This window comes from Dokdonia sp. PRO95 (assembly GCF_000355805.1).
Taxonomy (GTDB): domain Bacteria; phylum Bacteroidota; class Bacteroidia; order Flavobacteriales; family Flavobacteriaceae; genus Dokdonia.
The window spans coordinates 149,376-170,121 of sequence record NZ_CM001837.1; the positions used below are offsets into that span (position 1 = coordinate 149,376).

Annotated in this window: 22 protein-coding genes; 14 read left to right on the forward strand and 8 right to left on the reverse strand. The window is 34.8% G+C overall.

The genetic code is table 11. The features are described 5' to 3' along the window. Positions 1-228: 228 nt before the first annotated feature. The 6 genes from D017_RS00620 to D017_RS14875 all read left to right on the forward strand — a co-directional run bounded on the left by D017_RS00620 (position 229) and on the right by D017_RS14875 (position 5,669). Positions 229-861 carry a hypothetical protein gene (locus D017_RS00620; protein WP_035334095.1) on the forward strand — a complete coding sequence of 211 codons (633 nt, stop codon included), beginning with the start codon at positions 229-231 and terminating at the stop codon, positions 859-861. A 51-nt stretch (positions 862-912) separates the two neighbouring features. After that, positions 913-1,476: a hypothetical protein gene (locus D017_RS00625; protein WP_035334096.1), complete on the forward strand. Its 564-nt coding sequence runs from the start codon at positions 913-915 to the stop codon at positions 1,474-1,476. Between the two features lie 181 nt (positions 1,477-1,657). Beyond that, positions 1,658-2,308 carry a peroxiredoxin-like family protein gene (locus D017_RS00630; protein WP_035334097.1) on the forward strand — a complete coding sequence of 217 codons (651 nt, stop codon included), beginning with the start codon at positions 1,658-1,660 and terminating at the stop codon, positions 2,306-2,308. A gap of 46 nt (positions 2,309-2,354) precedes the next feature. Beyond that, positions 2,355-2,891 (forward strand): hypothetical protein, encoded by a 537-nt coding sequence (locus D017_RS00635; RefSeq protein WP_035334098.1) that lies wholly within the window; start codon positions 2,355-2,357, stop codon positions 2,889-2,891. Positions 2,892-2,954: 63 nt separating this feature from the next. Further along, complete coding sequence (locus D017_RS00640) at positions 2,955-3,944, forward strand: hypothetical protein (protein ID WP_035334099.1); 990 nt, start codon at positions 2,955-2,957, stop codon at positions 3,942-3,944. Between the two features lie 276 nt (positions 3,945-4,220). After that, positions 4,221-5,669 carry a TlpA disulfide reductase family protein gene (locus D017_RS14875; protein ID WP_051583754.1) on the forward strand — a complete coding sequence of 483 codons (1,449 nt, stop codon included), beginning with the start codon at positions 4,221-4,223 and terminating at the stop codon, positions 5,667-5,669. Positions 5,670-6,038: 369 nt separating this feature from the next. On the opposite strand, the gene D017_RS00650 is transcribed toward D017_RS14875, so the two are convergent. The 7 genes from D017_RS00650 to D017_RS00680 form a co-directional block, all read right to left on the reverse strand. Next, a complete protein-coding gene (locus tag D017_RS00650; protein WP_035334101.1) occupies positions 6,039-7,532 on the reverse strand; it encodes a M48 family metallopeptidase in 1,494 nt (497 codons plus the stop codon). A 4-nt stretch (positions 7,533-7,536) separates the two neighbouring features. Beyond that, positions 7,537-8,706, reverse strand: a complete 1,170-nt coding sequence (locus D017_RS15410; RefSeq protein WP_192816521.1) for a DUF6882 domain-containing protein — start codon at positions 8,704-8,706, stop codon at positions 7,537-7,539. Between the two features lie 33 nt (positions 8,707-8,739). Further along, entirely contained in the window at positions 8,740-9,396 is a 657-nt protein-coding gene (locus D017_RS00660) for a hypothetical protein (RefSeq protein WP_035334102.1), read from the reverse strand. Between the two features lie 13 nt (positions 9,397-9,409). After that, positions 9,410-10,381 carry a hypothetical protein gene (locus tag D017_RS00665; RefSeq protein ID WP_035334103.1) on the reverse strand — a complete coding sequence of 324 codons (972 nt, stop codon included), beginning with the start codon at positions 10,379-10,381 and terminating at the stop codon, positions 9,410-9,412. 41 nt (positions 10,382-10,422) lie between these two features. Further along, positions 10,423-10,833: a hypothetical protein gene (locus tag D017_RS00670; protein ID WP_035334106.1), complete on the reverse strand. Its 411-nt coding sequence runs from the start codon at positions 10,831-10,833 to the stop codon at positions 10,423-10,425. A gap of 103 nt (positions 10,834-10,936) precedes the next feature. Next, positions 10,937-11,674 (reverse strand): LytTR family DNA-binding domain-containing protein, encoded by a 738-nt coding sequence (locus tag D017_RS00675; RefSeq protein ID WP_035334108.1) that lies wholly within the window; start codon positions 11,672-11,674, stop codon positions 10,937-10,939. Continuing rightward, on the reverse strand, positions 11,674-13,404 hold the full coding sequence (locus tag D017_RS00680; RefSeq protein ID WP_225969317.1) for a histidine kinase: 1,731 nt from the start codon (positions 13,402-13,404) through the stop codon (positions 11,674-11,676). Before D017_RS00680 ends, D017_RS00675 begins: the two co-directional genes overlap by 1 nt. A gap of 399 nt (positions 13,405-13,803) precedes the next feature. On the opposite strand from D017_RS00680, the gene D017_RS00685 reads away from it, so the two are divergent. The 7 genes from D017_RS00685 to D017_RS00715 all read left to right on the forward strand — a co-directional run bounded on the left by D017_RS00685 (position 13,804) and on the right by D017_RS00715 (position 19,049). Next, complete coding sequence (locus D017_RS00685; protein ID WP_035334109.1) at positions 13,804-14,838, forward strand: ankyrin repeat domain-containing protein; 1,035 nt, start codon at positions 13,804-13,806, stop codon at positions 14,836-14,838. A 102-nt stretch (positions 14,839-14,940) separates the two neighbouring features. Further along, entirely contained in the window at positions 14,941-15,504 is a 564-nt protein-coding gene (locus tag D017_RS00690; RefSeq protein ID WP_035334110.1) for a TetR/AcrR family transcriptional regulator, read from the forward strand. A gap of 62 nt (positions 15,505-15,566) precedes the next feature. After that, positions 15,567-16,313, forward strand: coding sequence for an SDR family oxidoreductase (locus tag D017_RS00695; RefSeq protein ID WP_035334111.1), 747 nt, complete (start codon positions 15,567-15,569; stop codon positions 16,311-16,313). Between the two features lie 256 nt (positions 16,314-16,569). Further along, complete coding sequence (locus D017_RS00700; protein ID WP_035334113.1) at positions 16,570-17,217, forward strand: hypothetical protein; 648 nt, start codon at positions 16,570-16,572, stop codon at positions 17,215-17,217. An 88-nt stretch (positions 17,218-17,305) separates the two neighbouring features. Further along, positions 17,306-17,806: a hypothetical protein gene (locus D017_RS00705; RefSeq protein WP_035334114.1), complete on the forward strand. Its 501-nt coding sequence runs from the start codon at positions 17,306-17,308 to the stop codon at positions 17,804-17,806. 92 nt (positions 17,807-17,898) lie between these two features. After that, complete coding sequence (locus D017_RS00710) at positions 17,899-18,180, forward strand: 4a-hydroxytetrahydrobiopterin dehydratase (protein ID WP_013749750.1); 282 nt, start codon at positions 17,899-17,901, stop codon at positions 18,178-18,180. Positions 18,181-18,320: 140 nt separating this feature from the next. Then, on the forward strand, positions 18,321-19,049 hold the full coding sequence (locus D017_RS00715; RefSeq protein ID WP_035334116.1) for a YebC/PmpR family DNA-binding transcriptional regulator: 729 nt from the start codon (positions 18,321-18,323) through the stop codon (positions 19,047-19,049). 69 nt (positions 19,050-19,118) lie between these two features. On the opposite strand, the gene D017_RS00720 is transcribed toward D017_RS00715, so the two are convergent. Further along, positions 19,119-20,147, reverse strand: a complete 1,029-nt coding sequence (locus tag D017_RS00720; RefSeq protein WP_035334118.1) for a hypothetical protein — start codon at positions 20,145-20,147, stop codon at positions 19,119-19,121. A 345-nt stretch (positions 20,148-20,492) separates the two neighbouring features. On the opposite strand from D017_RS00720, the gene D017_RS15305 reads away from it, so the two are divergent. Continuing rightward, positions 20,493-20,663: a hypothetical protein gene (locus tag D017_RS15305; protein WP_160164946.1), complete on the forward strand. Its 171-nt coding sequence runs from the start codon at positions 20,493-20,495 to the stop codon at positions 20,661-20,663. Positions 20,664-20,746: the final 83 nt, after the last annotated feature.

The following is a 20,746-nucleotide window of genomic DNA, read 5'->3' on the forward strand; positions in this document are numbered from 1 at the left end:
CCTAAAGGAAAACCGTAAACAAGTGTGAAAATCTATTTGTAGATTCGCTAAGTCCATTTTCACTTAAACACTAAAAAGTATTGATTCTTAGAATTTTAACGCTTTCGCGAAAGCCCATTTCTATAATAATCTACCCATATATTTAGAAAGCCATCGAAATATTAACCAAGTGAGAAATTGCAACAAGATGATAATCTAGGACAGCACTTTAAATAAACTCAATAAACAATGAAAAACTTTCACATAATCAAATCTATTGTGTGTTTATTATTACTTTCAAACATAAGTTGTGCGGATAATGAGAAACAATCACAAAAAGACTTACAAAATCTCTTCTATAAATATCATTTAAAGAACTCAACTATTGAAAAGTCTAAAAATGAAATTGAAATCATAAGTTCAAAGGAAATTCATTCATACTATAACGGAGTGTTTTACAAGATAAAAGGCACAAATGAACTATATTTTGGAATCACCGATAAAAATAAAATCCTCTCCATTAACCATCTGCAAGGAAAGGAAAAATCTTCATTATTTAATAAAAGTAACTGCATTGTACGTTCCAATAATAAAGGAAATACAAAATCTCAAGATATAGATGATTGCTTTACATTTTTTGCCGGAGAGTTTCCTTATCAAGGTTACACTCAGTTAGAGTTTAAATGGGATTGTTCAAATAAAGATGTAGCTTCAGAGAATCTTCTTGAAGGAAAATATTTCTTCTTTTTAAAAGAAGGTGAAAACCATGAAATTTGTAATCTAAGAGCTAAAAAGGAAGATGGGCAATTTGTCAATATTACTTACAATATAAATGATAAATTATTCAAAAAAACAACCAATATTCTAACCGTAAGTCGTTAATCTTTATTCATAATATTTATTAGTATTACCTAGTTGATAAAAAACATAACTATGAAACTTTTTCTAAACCTCCTTTTAGCTTCTACACTCTTACTTACCTCTTGTGATAGTGATGACGACACCACAAATACAGATAGCCTTTCTACACTTACAGACTTGAATGGTGAAACTGGCTTATCATATGATGAAAGTTTAAGCAAGTGGACAGACTTAAAAAATGATAATGGGAAATCTTACATCTATCAAACAGACATTATCTCCTTTACAGGTGATGGAAGCACTACAGAAATCAAAGTGATAAATAACAGTGTGGTCTCTAGAGTATATCAAGCCTTTACTGTAAATGGTGAGACTGGAGAAAGAACAATTACAGACACTTACTCTGAAAACGAAGCTGCATTAGGAACAAACCCAGAAGGCGCTGCACCACTCACAATAGACGAGTTATATAATTCTTGCGCAAGCGAATACCTCGTAGTAGATCAAGAGAACAATACGATATCCTTACAAACTGAAGTAAATGGCTTACTTACATTATGCGGTTTTACACCTAATGATTGTGCAGATGATTGTTTTACCGGTATTTCCATAAAAGCATTTGACTGGATTAACTAGTCCTATTTAACGCACAGCATGTTTTCGTGAGGTCCATAACTGTCGTTAAGATTCTTTTCCCTTAAGCAATCCTATCGTCCTACTTATAGATTGTATATTTATGCTATAGAACAATGGTAAGATCAGCCGCTACAATCCATTTATTTGTATCAAATCTTATTTGAAAATCCCTATAGCAATAATGAAAACATTAAAAGAACAAACATACGCCAAAATTGAAGCTGGAAGACAGGCAAAACCTGACTTTATGAAAGGCGTAGATAAAGTTATCGAGGAGGCTAAAGCTTTTTTAACTGGAAAGGATGCGCTTCAAGTAGGTAACAAAGCTCCAGAGTTTGAACTTCCTAATCCTAAAAAGCAGAAGATATCTCTCACCACTTTATTGAGTCAAGGTCCTGTTGTGGTTACATTTTATCGCGGTGATTGGTGTCCTTATTGCAACTTACAACTACGAGCATTACAGTCAAAACTAGAGGAAATTCGCGCGCTAGGTGCAACACTTGTTGCCATAAGTCCACAGGTGCCAGATGGATCTATGACAGAAAGTGAGATTAGCAATATGGAATTTACGGTACTATCTGATCAAGATGCAAAGGTGGCTTCTCTATATGGAGTGTCATGGGAGGTGCCAGCATTTTTAATGGATCACATGAAGGTAGATAGAGGACTAGATTTAGATAAAATAAACAATGGCAAAGGAAGCATATTACCTATTCCTGCCACTTTTGTGCTCAATAAAGAAGGCATAGTTACATGGAGCTATGTAAATGTGGACTATAGAACACGAGCAGAACCTAGTGACATTATTGAGGCTCTTAAAGTAATTTCTTAATATAGAACTAGTGATAGTGCAAACCGTTGTTCAAACTCTTTTATCAATGTTAAGAAAAATCTATATAATCGCTATTATGCTAGCCTTTACTAGCTGCGACTCTAGCAAACACATACGAGACCATAAGAGTAGTGAGAACACAACTGCAGTAATAGAAAAATTGAATAGTAGTAGTTTTGTAAATGACTTCCTTTCTTTCTCTTATCCCGCATCATTCAAGACCTCTTATGAAGCACACGAGACTTTAAAAGTAAACACGCTAAAGGGTGATAGCACGACTATCGTGATTTATGAAATGGATCAAGAATTAAAACTTGAAGATTTTGCAAGAGCGTTCATTAATAACATGAATACATCTACTCAAGAGATAAATAGTCTAGATTTTCAATTAGGTAATGACACACTGCCTGCAAAGAAAGCAACCATAAACAATAGTAAAGAGGTACTAATTCTAGAGGTGAAAAACTCAGCCAAAAAAACATTGTTCGTGAGTTTTGAAAAACTCATGACAAAAGACGGAGATTTTACAGAAGAAACCAAATCAACAATGCAACTGATTAACTCAACAATTAATTATAATTAATCCAGCAATCTTAAGTGCATATATTTATAGCCCGCCACAAACAATGATTAGTATTAGAAGAGTATGGATTGGAGCACCTTTGAGATAGACAATAAACCATTTAGTTGGGGACAAACATTTAATCACGTCTTTGAAATCTTTAAGCGTGAAAACCTCAACAAGTATACTAGTTCTTGGAAGCTACACAAAGTACCTTCAAACGGATTTTTAGGCTTAGATGGTGTTTCATGTGAATTCTACGGGCCTTCTTATAACAGACCAATTTCCTCCATTTCATTTGGATTAAAACCTATCAAAAAGGGATGGTTTCAACAGCACCACGCGCCTTATATGAAGCAGCTCATATCTATTCTAGGCGAACCTCATAACATTAATAAGAATCCGCTGCCGGATGGTAAAAAGTATAACGAGGGATATAGCAGCGGCAGTGTTATTTATGCTGCACACTGGTGGTTTGGCGATATAAGGATTGGTCTCTCTGTCTATGGAGGTATTAGAAATGAGTCATTAGGAAAAACAGCGGCACTCCTCTATATAGGTTGGTATAATGAGATAGCAATGGCTAAGCCATACATCGATGAGTATTATGATAGAGAAGCTCGTATAAGCAAGCAGCTCACTCTAGTAGAAACCTTTACACTCAGCTATGGCCAGTTAAAAACACTTCGTAGATCTTATGAGCTACCTAGTGATTTACTGGCAGATAAGGAAGATGAAATTCACGCAGCACAGCTCACTTTATACCACGCTAACGTTTATAGGACTCCAAAAAACCTTGCACAACAAATGCAACCTAACCAGCTACGGCTTTTATCTCTAGACACTACCCAGCATTACGCACTAGCCACTATGTACGACTTCACGGTATTTGACTATGATAGCGAGCTCGTGTTTACTAATGTACTACCAGCAAAAGGAGCCGGAGCTACAGAGATTACTGTAAACAACATAACGTATAGAGACAGTCCTAATAGTGTCCCGTTATCTGAACTCAAAACCAAAATCAAATCTTTAGGATTTACCATTAAAACCGCCGAGTTTTACGATGCTTGATGATTACAAATGGCATTCGTAATAGCTTTATCAAACTAGCAGCTTACAGCATATTCTGATTAAATTGAGTGGTGCTACGCTTTCGCGAAAATATGCACACAATAACTATTTCTAGTAGCGAGACACGCTGCGCTAGATTTACAAATAAGTGTATATTTAGACAATCAATTAAAAAACAAGTAATTGCACATACTTTAAGTAATATCAGATTTTCAATGAGACTTCTATGATTTGATCTCTGTTTGCTTTGTAAGATTGTTTTTTATCCGCTCACAAATGAAAAATATATACACAATACTTTTACTTCTTTCGATACTTAGTTGTACCGAAAAAAAGATAAATACTATTATCGAGCCTCTAGTTAACAATAAGGTAACAACTAAAAAGAGAAACGAGGTATTTATAAAAGTAAATGACACTATAGATTCTTTTTTTACGAATTTAACGCTGGATGAGATGCAGGCTATGCCTGACATGTTATACCTAGGCAAAAAGGAGAATAAATCATCTATAACAATTCCTACAGACACTACAGTTTATATAATAGGTGGAGACCCTTTCATTTCAATGTTTTACAAACTTGAAATTGAGAAAGGCGACAGCATTTTAATTAATGTCGAAAACACAAGAATTAATTCTTCCAAGCAAGTTAAATATCCAGTTTTTACACACTTAAATAGTGATAAATCATGGAGCGAAACTAACTTTGATTACCTTCTGTTTAAGCAAAATCTAAATAGTGAGGCAATTGTAATCGACGAAGATAAATTTCAAAACAATAAGTTCTCAATAAAACAAATACATAAAAATTCAAACTTGCTATTGGATAGTCTAAAAGCTATTAATAGTATCTCAGATGAGTTCTACAGAAGTACAAAGCTTGACCAGCAACTTAAGTACGCAACATCGAAAGTAAGAGAAGCTAGAAAGCAGCATTTAAAATTGGATATTGATAGTTTAGATATAAAAATAAATAGTGAAGAATTATTTGAACGCAATGAATACGTAAGTTTTTTAAAAGCTTTGGTGTTATATAAATATTTTCAAAACGATAAAAGAGTTTCAAACACTGTACAATTTGATGTTGTTACTAAAGAAACAAAGCTATTTAATCAGTCAACAAAGGAAATGTTACTAAGTGCTTATCTTAAAAGCATCTATTTTTTGGAGAAATCAAAATTTCAGAATTACTTAGCAAAATTTCACACTATAAACACTAGTAATAAGTTTAAAAACAAATGGCACATAATCGTTCAAAACCAACAAGAAAATGCTAAGAAATTAGACATAAACAACCGTACTATTGGAATTTTATCCAATTTGGTTAATGACAACCAATTGACATTTGAAGAAATTCTCTTAAAAGAAAAAGGAAAAATAGTGCTAGTTGATTTTTGGGCAAGTTGGTGTGTACCTTGTAGAAAAGAAATGCCATTTCTAGAAGATTTAAAAGCAACGTTCAATGAGACAGAATTTGAAATTATTGAAATTTCAATTGACAAAGAATACTCAGCTTGGGTTCGTGCTAGTAAATTAGAAAACCTATCAACTGAAGAAAATAATTATATAATTGCAGATTGGAAGAAGTCAAAACTCTATAATAATTACAATATTAAGACAATTCCAAGGTACCTCCTTTTTGACAAATTTGGAAAAATCATTGATGATAATGCTCCAAGACCAAGTGATAATGAGCTTGCATCCTTGATTAAAGCTAACTTATAAGAAATGCCATTAATATTTATACACTCCCGTAGTTGCACGGCGCCATTTCATAATCAGGATTATGGCACAGCGTTATCAACCTAACAACATAAAGAGTAATATGGTAAAAAAGGAATTGGATCTATAAAAACAAGATTACTTCTGCTTTATTTCCGCAAGCTTAATCCTCAATTTGATTTACTAAAGTATCAAATCACTTCACATTTTCGCGAAAGCGCACTTATTTTTTATACCACGTATCATAGCGCATAAAATTCTTACAACAATAAAAAGGCAGCAATATAGTATTGCTGCCTTTCCTTCTTTGGAGCCCCCTAAACCCCATTCTAGCCTTGCTTTCGCGAAAGCGTAGAAATCTTTAAACCGTTGTTAGTCTACTCCTTGTGCGTCGCTTATGACACGGTCTATAAAGTCTGTATTGATATGTAGCAATCTTGCTAGGTTGTATAGCACGATAACCTCGCTGTCATCTATCTCACCATCTGCATAGGAGATGATAGATAAATCACGTAGTAAATTGAGTTTTTGCATGACCGAAAGCACAATATGTAAATCACGTGTGAGCTCTTGTACCTCGCTTATCATCTCATCTTCTGTGAGTCCTTTGATAGTCATCATACAATTTGCAAAAACCTTAGGCGCTACAATACTGCTCAATGCTTGGATCTCTGAGTCGTCTACCACGCCATCTGCATTTGATATGAGGTAACCACCTAAGAACATTAAACGCTGTATTTTTTCTGAATGTTCGCTTTCGTCCTCTAGGTTTTCTGGCTCCATTAATGACATAATGCGCTTGATTTCTAGCTCCATCGCCTCTTCTGTAATCTCACCCTTGATGGTATCGTTAAAGGCTGCGTAGGTCTCACTCTTATTAAAAAGCTCGAGTGCCTTAATCCTAAGCGGACTAAAAGGATGCGTGCTATACCAGTCTGAAGGGTCGTGATTTGAGTCGTTAAGAACTTCCTCAAGATCACTAAACTGCTCTATGTATGCATTAAGCTGGAAGTCTAATGAATCTGTTGTTACGCCAGAAGATAGTTTGAAAAAGGTGCGACCTACGGCTTCAAAATCTTGACAACACAGCAGTCCTGCTCTATCTGCGCTTATCTCTGCATTTCTATTCCACGCAAATAATTTCATCGCGTGTATAGGTGCGAGATCATTCTCACCTTGATCAAGTATCTGTCTCACAGGGTAATCAAAGTGTTCAAATAACACATGCCCTATCTCATGCCCTACTACAAAGGTGAGCTCATCTTTTGAGAATCGCTCCAGTATTCCTGATGATAGAATGATGTATAACTTATTATCATCAGGTGGATAGCATGAGGCATTAAACATATCACTTTGATATACAAAAAACTCAATATCTGCCTTAAGTTTCAAGGTTTGCTTGCAGTGCTCTCCTATCTCATGGAGCATGGGTGCAAGTGTTTTTGTAAGTCTTAAACTAGATTTTAATAGGTGTTTTCTAGACTTAAACTTGCTATTACCTTTATTTACTTTTTCCAGCGTCTTTTGAATCAGCTCGTCTTTTTGAAAAGCGATTACATAGTCTCTATCTCCATCATATACAAGTAGGTTTAAATCTACATCTGCCCTTTTATTTGTATAAATTTCTGGTTCTTGCTCTACAGTGGCTTTGTGATTGAGTGCATTTATTTCTTCTATACGTTTTGCATATGCAGTCGCTAGCTCAGAGGTTACATTTTGAAAATCTACGCTTGCTTCTTGCAGTTTTGCATGATCTCCAGATGCTTGTGCATCGCTTAGCTCGCTTAACATTTTATCTTGTGCAGTAGCTAGTGCTACTTGATGCTCTTTTTCTAGTGCTGAGAGTGTTTCTGATGTGTATGACATATTGTTAAGCTTGAACGGTTATTTTTGAATTAGATAGTTTCATGAGTCTTCCCTTGAGGTCAAAGATTCCAAGAATTTGATCTTCGCCCTTTTGAGCAATAATGTTATTACCTGGCAACTCTACCTCATAACCTTTCTTTTTAAGGTAGAAATACAGACTGTATTTGTGAGGGAAGGAATAGTTTGCAGCAATAAATGTGAAGTGAGAGCATAACAAAGCCGGTGCGGTTCTCACCTTACTCTCTACCTCTTCTGAAGTAATAGTCACATATACTGTTATGCCTTTAAAAGGTAACGCGAGGTAACAGCTCTCATTTGCCATTACTGAGGCTATGGTCGCAAAATAAATACCGGGATCTGAGTCAATCTCAAATTTTGGAGCTATAAAATCCTCAATATTACACGCCTTTCCTAATGCTTGTACTGCTTGTGATGTTTGTAAAAACTTTTCTGGTATACCGCTTTGATTATTTGCCCATGCCCACAACCAGCTTTTCTCGTTTTCTGAATACGTTCCTAGTACTTGAATGTCAAAGACCTTATCATCACCAAAGGTTACCTTACCCTCGAGCATATCAAAACTCCATCCTAAATCTTTTACCAGCTCATCAAATATTTCTTGCTTCTCTAGTGAGAGTGCAATAGACTGGTTATACATTTCTTGTATAGTCACTGTAGACTCGCCAGCATCTTTTTGCTCATCTCCGGCAGCTGTGTCTGATGTACTTGCTGTAGCTGTTTCTGTAGTTTCCTCTGCAAACTCTTCTAGTTTTTCTTCAAGAAGTGACGTAATGCGTTCGGCTCTTTCTTCTACTTTGTCTGCGTTAACCACTGGTCCGTGATTTATTTTCAAAATGCCTTCTTCAAAGGTGATAGCGCGTTCTAGATTATGCTCGTCATTTTCATTTACAATCACTACACTTTTTAAGCCTCCCTTTAACAGCTCTACTCCCATAGCGTCCTCGCAAACCACCTTAAAAGCTTCTATTAACGGTAAAAAGTAAATTTTAGGAAATGTCTCATTATACAAGTGGGAGAAACGGTCTTCCATTAATGTATTCCACTCTATTTGTAAAGGAACTGTATAACCGGCAGCTCTGTTGATTTCTGTTTCTAATTGTGGAAATACTTCTTTTTGAAATGCTTGAATAATTCTTTTTTCTTTAAGTCCCATAATGTTGTGTTTTTATAATTGATAAAATTGTTTTTATAATAATTGAAGTAATTTTTCTTCTAATAATGAAGAAAGGTTTTGAGGCAAGGCTTTGTGTATTGCAATTGATATAGTTAGTGTGCTTGCCTCAATAGTAAGTTGTAATTTTTCTGCTTGTTGTATGACGATGTTGTCAACCCCAAGCCAGGCTTCCTTCCCCAAACTGTCTTGTGTGATGGAGTCTATACTGTTTTTAAATGTTACAAATAGATCTTGAACATTGAGTCTATTATTCTCCTCTTTGAGATCTAATGCTTCTACATTGACATGTTTAATCTGACTTCCTAACTGTGATTTTTCATTTTTTAACCAGATTTTGAGTTGTAATACTGTCAACGCATTTGTAGTTGATGATAGCGGCCTACTTATGGCTCCTTGTGATAGCTCTACAACCATTTTTTTAGGTTGTTTTACTGTAACCATCGTGATGCTATGCATGTGTACAAAGGATATTTCCTCGTTTTGAGTGCCTAAACAGATAGCTGTAGTGTGATTATCATCTTTTTTAAGATCAATGAGTAACCCCTCTAGGTAGACTCCGTTAGTCAGTGAAATCGCTATTAAAACGTCTTCTTCTTTTTTAAAAATAGACTGTAGGACTCCCTCTAACGTCTGGGCTACAAACGCTTTATAGTATGGTGATGTATTCATAATGTAAGGTGTTTTAAGAATCCTCTATGAGGTATTTGTAGTCATCTGGCAGTTGCTCCATGAGATCAAGAAATATGTTATCTCGGGAGATGGTTTTATAATCGTAGTATGACATGATTTTTAAATCCAGATCATCATAATCCATTTTTACTAAGAACATCCCAGCACCCTCGGTCAAGTTATTAGGATTTTGAGCTCCTTCACGAGGCTTGTGCTTCTCGATAGCCAAGTACATCGAACTTAAATCTGATTGATGTACCCATATTCGATTCAAATAAACTGGAGCATTAGGTTTTGAAAACTCTTGTTGCACTAGATGATCAATAGTATCGGCTTTTTTTGATCCGTAATTATTGATAATTATGGAGTTAGGATGATATCTATACGACTCTCTACTATCATCATAATTATTAGGTTTTACGATTAGTTCATAAAAACCTTTTCGCTCGGCTTTCAGCCTGAAATCAACACGCGCCTCTCTCGTCCAGGTATTGGGATATTTATCTAATACACTGCAAATTTTATTTGAGAAGAATTGAAAATCATCAAAGGAAGGATCCTTATCTAGTGTGATGTTAATTTCATGATTAAAGACATTTACCTCCATGGCTACTACATCATTATCTAAGACTTGATGCATCTCTTCCCTCAATACAATTTCTTGCTTTTGATATTGTGTTAAGGCTTCAATACTTCTATCGTCTTCATAAAAATCTGGAACATATACATCCTTGTTTTGCGCATCCCATCTAAAATTAATGACAATCTCTGGGTTTTCTTTAAGGCTTAATTCTACCCAATACAAATTAGGATTCATGGTAGCCGCATTAAAGTTCCTTTTAAAAGTTAGGATATCATATTTGTTATGATGATGCGTGTTCAAATACGTATCAAATCCTTTTTTTGCGTTAGCGCTAGAAACTCCGCAACTTCCTAAGATCAGCAATACTGCTATAAAAATTAATGAAACAATAAATCTATACATACCAATACCTCTTACTAGTTCTACTTAAATGACACCTATGATTACAAATTGTTTTCTAATACGTTAGTAAGCACTTTAACTCTGCTCTCTACGTCATCTGCGTTCAATATTGGGCTGTGATCCAAGATTAGTACACCATTAGAAAATGTAAATCCGTTTGTAGGATTGTGGTGATCTTTAGTATTAGTAATATGTATTTCCTTTAAGCTCTCGGCTAGCGCTTCCTTACCCATCTCATCTGCTGTGATAGCTTTAAATGCCTCGATGATTGGTAAGAAATAAATTTTTGGATAAGAATCGCTATAAAGATGTAAGAAGCGATCTTCAAATAATGTGTCCCATGCTATGTTAAAAGTAACATCAAAACCTGCTGCTTCAATGATCGCTTTTTGTAATTGTGGAAACTGCTCTTCTTGAAATGTTTTAGTAAATCTTTTTTCTTTTAATCCCATGATATTTTGTTTTTAAAGTTGTTATCTGCTTCAAAACTAAGACAGGGATAAGGGTATTCTACCAAGCGTTTTACATTCGCTATTTTTGGTTTTATAAGTGCGTTTAGAGTGTATCTAGCACTTGTTTTAAGTACGATTTTTTACGTGTAGCTACTGGTATTTCCTCACCGTTTGTAAGATGTACTGTATTATTAACATTAATAGTCTTAATGTACTTTATGTTTACTAAGTGTGACTGATGCACGCGTACAAAGGTGTGCTCGCTTAGTATATTTTCATAGTACTTAAGATTACGAGCGCTCATTATAGTTCTATCTACTGTATGAAATACCGTATACGCTCCATCAGACTGGCATCGTACGATATCTTTAGTTTGTAAAAAATATTGTGCTTCTGCTGTTTTAATTAATAGGGTTTTCTCAATCTCTTTTTGATTGATCTCTGAGACTTTATCTACCGCATTTTTATAGACTTGCTCTTTTTTATAAGCGACTCTAAATCTATCTATACATTCTGAAAGCTCATCAGAATCAATAGGCTTCAACAAATAATCTATGGTGTCAAATTTTATAGCTTTTATCGCAAATTCATCATAAGCCGTTGTAAAGATTATTTTAAAATTAATACTATCAAGTGCTTCTAGTATTTGAAAAGCATTTCCTCCTATTAACTCTATATCTAGAAAAACAAGATCAAGACTTTCTGCTTTTAAAAATGAAATTGCTTCTGGTACATTATCAATTTTGGCTATAACATCAATGTCCTTTTGCGTGTACCGTATGAGTTTATCTAATGTATTTAATGCATTAAACTCATCTTCTATAATAACTGCTTTAATCATTACTGCTTTAATTTAAATGAGACCTTCGTTCCTGCGGGGTTCTTCTGTTCATCAAAGAGATCTTCAATTATAAATGATTTCTCCTCCCCCATTTTTCTCATTTTTAAACGTTCTTTAAAAATAGCGGTTGCGTGTAATTCTTCGGTCACTTTTTCTTGCTTTGCTTTTGCAGATCTTCCTACTCCATTATCTACAATAACAAATAATAGCTGCTTTGCCTCTTTTTCTATCTTAATCTCTAGCGCTCCTCCTTCTTTTCTTTCTTTGAGCCCGTATTCGATAGCATTTTCAACAAAAGGTTGCAACATCATAGGTGGCACTTTAACCTCTTTAGGATTGATGTCTGGATCATGATGAATTACATAGGTAAATGCATTATTAAAACGAAGTTGCTGGGTTTCTATATAATTAGAAATCATGGCTATCTCTTTATCTAAAGTGATAGACTCCTTCCTTACGTAATCAAAGTTTTGCCTGATGAGCTTTGAGAATTTTGCAATATAATTAGATGACTTTATAGCATTCCCCTCTAGTGTGATATTTTGAATTGCTGCTAGTGTATTAAATATAAAGTGTGGATTCATTTGCGCACGCAGTAAGCTTTGCTCTAGTGTTGTAGCTTTATTTGCTGCTCTTAACTTTGCGCTATAAACGTAAAAACCAATTGCCACAAGGAGTGCAAGAAATAACAATACGATACTTATTAATAGCCATTTATTTCGAGTATTAATCTCCTGTTGATGTTCAATTTCTGTTTCTTTCTTCTTTATTTCATAATTGACATTTGCAAACTCTAAAAGATTGTCCTGCTCTAACCTACTTACATCTAGCTGCAGGCTATCTCTAATTATTTGATTATTTAAAGCTTGTGCATAATCACCATAAAAAAGCGAAACCGCCACCAGCCTGTCTCTCACATTTATCTCTTCCTTCGCATCCTTATTGGATTGATAAATGCGAAGCGCCTTATCATAATTAACGCGAGCAGAATCAATTTCTGAGGTCAATAAAAATAAATTACCCAGCCCTTTATATGGTGCTGCATTTACGACATTAATATTCTTATTTAACCTGATTGCCCCTCTTAAAAATTGTTCTGCATTCTCATATTTTCCAGCCTCTATATATGTGTATCCTATATTATTGAGCACACTTACTAATATCTTGGGGTCACCCTTAGACTGACTCAGATTCATAGCTTCGGAGTAGCTATTTAATGCCTTGTTATATTCTTTTAACTCTAGATATATACTCGCTTTATTATTCTTTATCGCTATAATAGAAAGCGTGTCTGCTTGTTTGGTATATAAACTATCTGTAGCTTCTATATAAGACAACGCCTTCTCATAATCTTTTAACTGGTAATGCAGTTTAAATAATTGATTATAAGCCTTCCCTTCTATACGAGTATTATCAATAAGTTTAGATAAATGCAACGCCTTTAGTGCATATGCTTGAGAACCTTCTACGTCACCCATATGTAACGAAGCGCCACTTAACGTGATTAAGGCGCGACCTTCATTATAACTATCATTTAAGTTTGCAAAAAGCTCATAGCTTTCCAGCTGAGTATTAAATGCTTCCTCATAATGATAACTTACATATTGAGCTTCTCCTTTTTGAAACAAAAGTAATGCTCGTTCTCGCACACTAAGATCTTCGTGGTCGTTCAGCACGCTATCTAGTATCACAATAGATTGCTCTGGTTGTAATTGTACCAGACTATCCATATTAGCAAGCTTATTTTCAATACTTGGACGAATTGAATTTTCCTTTGTACAAGCAGAAAAAAGAAGTAATAAGCAAATACTAAAACTCCATCTTTTCAGCGTTTTAATTGTTGTCATCATAAATAAAAATCTGGATATTGATTTCGTGTAGTAGTGCAAAGAAGTAATTGTTTTGAATAAATAAGATTGCTATAATTTTCAGAAACAATCATGAGCTCAACAAATATAACCTTATGATGTAATCTATTAAAGATTATTAGAATGTCATCTGATATTATGACCCACAATTTAAGCACTAGAATTTATTACGCTTTCGCGAAAGCGCAACTCGACTTCTCAACTAAGCATAAGTAATTTATCTAGCAAATATTATATCTTTAAGCTACCAATCAAAACTAAATGAGCCTAAAAATCACCTTAGAATACATCGCAGAAACTGAATTTTTCAATGAAAAACCTCTAAAATTCAACGACAATTTAAAAAAAGCAATCGCTAGCGTATCTGAAGGTAATAGTGACTTGCACAACTTTATAAATGAAGATTTAGAAGAGTCGTTACTCTCATCATCTAGTATTGTTTTAAAAACAGATATATCTAATAGTAGAGTGTTTTCAGTAATTACATATACTACTAGTATAGAGCTATCCTGTTCACAGTTAGACTCAGTTGTATCTGCCACTACAAGCCAACTATCTGATGGTTATGGTGAAGAACCCTTAGAGATTTTATTGAGCAATAGACTCTTTTCAAAAAAGAAAATATACATAGGCCTACTTCAAATGTCACTGCAGTATCCTTATAAAATTGAGACTAATTATAACGACAGTATAAATACCATATATCAGCAAGTAGATTGCCCTCTAGCGCTTTTAGAAGCTGTAGACCAAGGCGACCTAGAACTTGTCATTTCCTTACTAAAATTTGAAGAGGCAGTAAATTGCACCACTGCAGAGGGTGACTCTTTACTCATATATGCTATCACAAAAAAACAAGAGGAAATCGCTTTATATTTAATAGAAAATGGTGCAGATATCTCAAATATAGATGTGCTATTTATGCACACCGTATACGTGGGTTCTATAAAGTTGAGTCAGTTTTTACTAGAAAATGGCGCCGTTATAAACAAACCGTTACTCAATGAAATGCCCGCACTACTATGGGCCGTAAACAATATTGAGATGGCTAAGTTTTTGATACAAAGAGGCGCAGATGTAAACACACAAAACGACTACCAGAGATCTGCATTGAGCTTATCAAGCAATCCGGATGTGGTTGCATTATTACTAGAAAATGGTGCAAACCCAAACCATATCTCAGAAGAAGATAAAACTCCACTTGATTATTTAAAAGAAGATTTAAGCTATACCGATGACGCAAGGCTCTCTGTAAATTATAAGAAAATTATTGCCCTACTAAAAGCCCACAATAAATAAGCAAAGTTTTAAATCAAAATGTTACGCTTTCGCGAAAGCGTAATTCAAAACAAAAAATAGACAGACCTGTCTGTTTTAAATATTTTACTCTATATTTGCCGTATGAAACACGCCGTAGTAAAAAGTAGAATTATAGAAACCGCCTCAAACTTATTTTATAAGAACGGTTATAATACTACAGGTATCAATCAGATTATTGCTGAAGCTGGTATTGCAAAGGCGACCCTCTATAATCATTTTAAATCTAAGGAGGAAATTTGTCTAGCATATCTCAAACACAAAAACATAAGCTTTCTTAAAGATTTTGAAGCATTTACCACTTCAAAAACAAAGGGAAAAGAACAACTCCTCGCTATTTTTGACTTCTTAACGTTATTCTTTAAACAGAAGGATTTTAATGGATGCTGGTGTATAAAAACAGTAGCAGAAATACCAAAAGACAATACGCTCATAAGAAACGAAATCCAATTACAGAAAAACACCTTCATTGATCTTATCACAAAACTAGTAGCGACCAACTTAGATGAAAAAGATGAGGCACAAACAGCCTCTCTTGCTAGACAAATCTATTTACTTTATGAGAGCGCTGTAGGAGAAAGTCACCTGCACCAACAAGACTGGCCTATCTTAGAGTCAAAAAATATTTGTGAAAGACTGATTGCCTAAAAAAATTTGAATACTAAAAGACAGACTTGTCTGTCTATATTTAATAATTAAATAATTGAACTATGAAAGAATTTCAAAACAAAGTAGCCTTAGTAATAGGTGGAACAAGCGGTATCGGCAATGCGACTACAAACACTTTACTAGAAGGTGGTGCAACGGTACACGTGGTAGGTAGAAACACAGATAAAATAAGTGATGCTCCTAACCTTATCAAACACACCGTGAATATCTCAAACACACAAGAAGTAGATGGTTTAGTTGCTAAAATCAGCGAGCTAGAAAACTTAGATTATCTTGTAAATGCTTCTGGAATCTTTGGCCCTAAGCCATTTTTAGATCACACTATGGAAGATTATAACTCTTACCAAGATCTTAATAGAGGTTTCTTTTTTATCACGCAGAGTGCTGCAAAGAAAATGAAAGCTACTCAAGGTGGTTCTATTGTAAATGTAGGATCTATGTGGGCTAAGCAAGCAGTAAAGGCAACTCCATCTTCTGCATATTCTATGCAAAAAGCAGGATTACACTCCCTCACGCAACACCTAGCAATGGAACTTGCAGATGATAACATACGTGTAAATGCAGTATCGCCTGCGCTAGTAAATACCCCTGTTTATAATAATGTTTTTGGCGGTGAAGAAGAAGCTCAAAAAGCGCTCGTTGGTTTTAACGCTTTTCACCCAATAGGACGTTTTGGTGAGGCTCAAGACATCGCAAATAGTATTACATTTTTACTCTCTGACAAAGCAGCCTGGGTAACAGGTGCAATATGGGATACAGATGGCGGTGTAATGGCTGGAAGAAATTAAAAAGCACACATATTCACTCAAAGCCATAGCTCGTATTGTACGAGCTATGGCTTTTATTGTTTATGAGCACTATGTGTTTTTAAATGAATATTTCTCTTTTTCCACCTCTTTGCGGAAATCCGTAGCGAGATTTTAAAAAGAGTTTGTAGTTTCGTTTTGAGAAGCTACTAAACATTAAAAAAAATTACGACTGTATTGTTTTACGCTTTCTCAAAAGTTTAAATTAAGACATTACTAAACATCAACTAATCAATAAATGGACAGAAGAAAACTCAAATCAGTAATAGATCAAAAAAGAGAAAGAAATAAACACTTAAATGTTCAAATCAATTACTTACAAATAGTTGAAGAAGAGCTATCATATAATAAATTCGTACGCTTTTTTAGCACCACATACCTCATTATCAAACGATTTATATTAGTTACAGCATCATTATTTTTAATAATTGCTGGACTTGTTACTTATATCAATCCAGATTGGATATATGAAAACACAAATGTTGATGAATTTTTAATAGCCGATACAGAGAAATATTATAAGGATGTAGCTGGTGAAACATTTAAAGATTCCTTAATTAATCTGTCGACTAGTAATTCAGAAATAACACCCAATTCTATATTTGAAAGTTTAGAATATGGATTCAATAAAGCTATTGAAAATGAAGTGCATGAGATAATTGTTAGTTTTGGAATTCTTTCAATCTTTATAGGATTTTTATTGCTGTATATCTCTAGATTGACTAAAAAACTACGTGCACGAAATAAACAAATCGCAATAGCCGAGGAGAAAACATCAACAGTTTTAAATGAATTTAAAAACATTTTCAACTCTGAAGAATGTGAATTACAAAATCTCGAAGATATTTATGACCATAACATAGTAGGTGAACAACAACGGAACTAGAAAAACATCCCATTATCATCAACCCCAATTCCCTATTTTCGCGAAAGCATAACTAATTATTATAAAAATAAATCACTTCATCTCATTAATGAAACATTCCCTAAAAGCAGCATTTCTACTAATAGCCTTATTTGTATTTCACTCTGCGGTTGCACAAGAAAATTTTAAAAAAACAACACTAGTCAAGAACATCTTCTCTGCATTGAAAAACCAAGATGACACAAAGATCATAGAAAGTCTGGCTAATGAAGAGGAGATCTTATACCTCATCCCTATTATGCAAGCAAGTTCTAGCGAAAACATACCTGAAGTAGCAACCATAATAGCCAACTTTAAAACAGAAGCAGCCAAGGATTTTAAAGAAGTACTGAGAAAGGGATCGGCCTTTAATGTGCAATGGGAAGACATTAAGTTACAGACGGTTCGTTATGAACCTCAAGATAATAATAAGATTGCTGCTATTGAGAAGGGACATATCATTCTAGTATGCAGTAGCAATGACGTTGACTTTGAAGTTATTTTAAGAAAATCTATCAAAATAAAAGACCACTGGCGATTAATGGATAGAATGAAGTTTAGACTGCTGTAATTACATAAATGCCTTAACAAAGATTTAATCGAAATCCTATTTTCGCGAAAGCGTAATTATCTATCTTTATCTAGCACTTTAAAAACAAGCATATGAAACTTACAGACGATCAAATCAACAATAGACTAGAAGATTTTCCAGACTGGGAGTATGACGATAACGCGATACACACCACGATAGAGTTTGAGAACTTCCGCGAGGTGTTTGCAACCATGACGCGCATTGCCTTTGAGTGTGAGAAAATGGATCACCACCCTACCTGGACAAACACGTATAATGAGCTAGAAATCTCTCTTAACACACACGATGCAGATGGTGTTACAGAAAAGGATTTTGACCTTGCAGCGGCTATAGATGATATTTTAGGCGCATAAAGGACTATAAATTTTAAAGAAATCAACCGATTTCATATTTTTACCGCGGTCAATACTATTTGTATTGATCGCGTTTTTAATTACACTATTATTAAAAAAGAGATTTTTGCTTACGCGAAAATATCTATTACTATATATACATGGGAAGAGCATTTGAGTTTAGAAAAGCACGTAAAATGAAGCGCTGGAGCGCTATGTCTAAAGCATTTACACGCATAGGTAAGGATATTGTAATGGCCGTTAAAGAAGGTGGTCCAGATCCAGACTCAAACTCAAGACTGCGTGCGGTAATACAGAATGCTAAGGCGGTAAACATGCCTAAGGACAATGTAGAACGCGCTATTAAAAGAGCCTCAGATAAGAGCCAAGGCGACTACAAGGAAGTAATCTTTGAAGGATATGCACAACACGGTATCGCCATACTTGTAGAAACTGCTACAGATAACAATACACGTACGGTAGCAAACGTGAGAGCAGCTTTTAATAAATGTGACGGTAACCTAGGTACTTCTGGGTCTGTAGTATTTATGTTTGATCACACTTGTACTTTCCGCGTAAATGCAGAAGGACAGGATGTAGAAGAGATAGAACTTGAGTTTATAGATTTTGGTGCCGAAGAAGTTTTTGAAGACGAAGACGGGATACATATCTACGCCCCTTTTGAAAGCTACGGAGCGATACAAAGCGCCCTTGAAGAAAAAGGAATTGAAATCTTAGAATCTGGTTTTGACCGTATACCTCAAGTGACTAAACAACTTACTCCAGAAGAAGAGGCAGATGTAAACAAGCTTATCGATAAGCTGGATGAAGATGATGATGTGCAGAATGTGTTCTCTACTATGCAAGCAAGCACAGAGGAAGAAGAGTAAAAGATATAACACATAAAAAAATCCCTCAAGATTTCTCTTGAGGGATTTTTTTATGGATTTATGAGACTACTACTCCTGGTATAAATACAAAGATGAAGCGCCTTCTAATTCGTTGTTTACAGTTGGAGTAAGATCTCCTCCAGCTTCTACATTTGCAAATGCAAGTACTCTACCACCTGCGTTTGCTCTCTCAGCAATATATACAACGTCATTTGCTGCATCATACTCTGCTGCTACTGGATTACCTAAAAAGGTAGCTGCTCCAGCTACACGTACTTGGTTTCCTGCTACTGCAAGAGTTTCTCCATTTGCTACTGCAGCAAATTTAGATTCAAAGTTTGAGATCACGTGAAAACCACCATCTGTATCTGATGCTGCATCTCCTACATCTGTAAGAATCATTGTACCATTGCTCTCTGCAATACCGTGTGTTCTTACAATACCTTCTATAGTAATTCTCTTAGTAGGTGTGATTGCCGCATCTGCTGTATTTGTAGCTGTAAAGTTTGCAAATACTGCTACGTCAGATGTTTTATCTACTACAGCATAGAGGTTATCTCCTACAAATTCAATTCCCCATAAGGCAAAATCAGTAGTTACTGTGTTTCTTAGAGTAAATTCGCCATTTGTTTTCTGGAAAATAAATATTCTACCGTCTGCAGTGTCTGGGTTTCCATCTACGTCTGCGTTATCTGCAACAACATAAAGATCACCATTAACAGCAAGGTCACGTGGACTTACTAAGACTGCATTACTACTTAAAGTGGCAGTAAGATTAATACCCGCAGTAGAAAGAAGCACGTTTCCGTAAGCATTTAATTGTAATCCTGATCTAGATGCTTGAGTTACCTCATCACTAGAACCGTCATAATAAATACCCTCTGCATCTGTAGAAACAGTTCCAAAGCTAGCAGCTGTAATATTTGATGTGTCTCTCACATCATACACTGTTACATCACCATCACTATTACTTGATGCATAAAGTTCTGCACGTGAATCTGCAGTTACGACAGTTGATCCTCCTTCATCATCAGTTGAACAGCTAGCAGCTACTAATGCTGCTCCTAATAGTAATCCACAAATTTTTAATGATTTCATAAACGTAATTTTAAGTTAAATTGATTATTGTTTGGGATATGTACGCTGAAAAGGGTTTGAAAGGTTTTCTAAAAAGATAAGATTAACACAGTTTAACGATTAACACCCCTGCTGTGATACTTCTTGAAAGACTATAATTTCTTTATCTAAGGAGTTATTATACGGCAGTGGATAGCTCATAATCAAAAAATTACACGCCATTTTTGTTTGTCAAAAAATACACACCAAACTTTTAAAAGTTAAATATTTGTTAATTACTTGACAAGCTATTTCACCAATTGAAATTTGAGTTTATGTTTGCCGCGCAAAATAAGTTTGATCAATCAAGCTTATTGCCTACTCTTAATGAAAAACAATTTCATATTCGGGCTTAGGATGATTACAAGATTTAATCCAACAGCTGCTCAAAGATTTGAGAACCGAGTATTCTGGCCGTCTTGTACCATCAATATCGCTCTAAAGCGTCTAGAGGAATTTGCATTCTCTCCATTTACCGTTTTTATTTTCCGTATCTGAGGTTCATAGACTTAACCATTTCTTAAAGGGGATACCTTCCCTATTTCTATACCTTTTTTACCTTTCATTTTTAAAATAAACCA